Raw genomic sequence first — 1463 nt, 5'->3', positions numbered from 1 at the left:
CGCACCAGACCGTGACCCACCTGGTCCGCGTTGCCGGTCACGGACCGGGCGCCGCCTCCCACATGGCACGCCCCACGGCTGTCAGGGCGCTGTCCCGGCTTTCGGAGGAGCAACGCGTGAGCCGCAACTGGCCGTCCCCGGAGCACCGCCTGCTGCTGCACATCGATCGCCTCGACACGACCCTGACCGCGCTCGTACGAGCCTTGGACCCACTCGCCTCGGACCCCGACCGCACCACCGTGGTCCCCTCCGCGAGAGTGGACATCCCGTTGCCGCACGGCCCGGCCCAGGCTGCCGCCGTGAGCTGCGCCGTCCTCTCCGACCGGTGCGAACGCGCCTAGCCGGATGGACCAAGTGGTGGTCAGGCGCCGGTGACCGTGACCGTGACGGTGAGTCCGCCGCCCTGTCTCGGGCGGGCGGTGACGCGGGCCGCGTGCGCCTGTTTCGACTTCGCCGAACTCGTCGCCCGGGTCAGGGCGTTGAGCCGCGGCGCCCCAACCGCCACCGGTCGTCCTGCAGTTGGGCGGCAACGTCCTGGACCGTGCCAGGCACGAGGGTTTGGCCAGGCAGTCGTCGGTGGCGAGCTGTTCCAGGCCGTAGACCTCGTCCCTGATGTCCCCGGCCGCCGTCAGCATGAGAACGCATGGCGGGTCCGTCCGCTCGTTGAGTCTGCTGCACACCTCGTTGCCCGTGATCACCGGCAGGCCCGGTCGAGGATCAGCACGTCGTAGTCAATCGAGGGGGCGGCCGTCGGCGCCGCCGGTGAGGGCGATCTCCCGGACGCCGGTCTGCAGGGCGACGCGCACGTCCTTGCCGTAGACAGCCTCCCGCGCGGACCGCTCGAAGCCGTCGACGAGGAGGGTGGCGGTGGCGAGGACGCCGAGCACGGCGTGAATGTGCACATCCGCTCGGCCTCGTCGCCCAAAGCCAAGGTGAAAACGGTGAGAAGGCGGTGACCGCTGGCCGGCACCCCGGCTGAAGCCTCTTCAACGGGCACATGGCGACCGCTCTGCGGTCACGAGCTGCCCGGAAGTGCGTAGGGGAAAGACCCTTCCTCGGAGCTGTACACACAGGTGCAGTCACGTGACGGATACCGTGCCCACCGGGGTCGCTCGTACGGTTGAGTAAATCCCCCGAATTCCAAGGAAATCCCATGGAACAGATCACCCTCGGCAATGTCTCCATCACCCGCGTATGGGAATACTACGGTTCCGTCGAAATGACGCCCGACGCCTTCTTCCCGGAAAGCTCGAAGGAAGTCTGGGAGAGCGGCACCGACTGGCTGGCCCCGCATTTCCTGGATTCCGAGACCAACATCGTCAATTCCGCGATCCAGACCTGGCTGCTGCGCAGCGAGGGCAGGACGATCCTGGTCGACACCGGCGTGGGCAACCACAAGGAGCGTCCCTACGCCCCGGTCTGGAGCCACCGCGAAACGGACTTCCTGGCCAACCTCGCCCGGG

General features: G+C 68.4%; 1 protein-coding gene and 4 pseudogenes. 2 read left to right on the top strand and 3 right to left on the bottom strand.

From position 1 onward, the window contains the following. Window positions 1–341: pseudogene (locus JF597_RS55095) on the top strand (FUSC family protein); the annotation flags it as partial. Between the two features lie 20 nt (window positions 342–361). On the opposite strand, the gene JF597_RS55090 reads toward JF597_RS55095, so the two are convergent. From JF597_RS55090 to JF597_RS55085, 3 genes and pseudogenes are all read right to left on the bottom strand, one after another. Then, on the bottom strand, window positions 362–505 hold the full coding sequence (locus tag JF597_RS55090; RefSeq protein WP_294014773.1) for a hypothetical protein: 144 nt from the start codon (window positions 503–505) through the stop codon (window positions 362–364). Window positions 506–554: 49 nt separating this feature from the next. Beyond that, window positions 555–736 (bottom strand): annotated as a pseudogene (locus JF597_RS55935) (response regulator); the annotation flags it as partial. Then, window positions 735–887, bottom strand: a pseudogene (locus tag JF597_RS55085) (spermidine synthase); the annotation flags it as partial. The pseudogenes JF597_RS55935 and JF597_RS55085, both read right to left, overlap by 2 nt. Before the next feature lie 266 nt (window positions 888–1153). On the opposite strand from JF597_RS55085, the pseudogene JF597_RS55080 reads away from it, so the two are divergent. After that, a pseudogene (locus tag JF597_RS55080) lies at window positions 1154–1463 on the top strand (MBL fold metallo-hydrolase); the annotation flags it as partial.

Source organism: Streptomyces sp., assembly GCF_019510245.1.
In the GTDB taxonomy this organism is placed as follows: domain Bacteria; phylum Actinomycetota; class Actinomycetes; order Streptomycetales; family Streptomycetaceae; genus Streptomyces.
The sequence above is the reverse complement of the archived record's forward strand: the minus strand, read 5'-3'. Positions and strand labels throughout refer to the sequence as shown.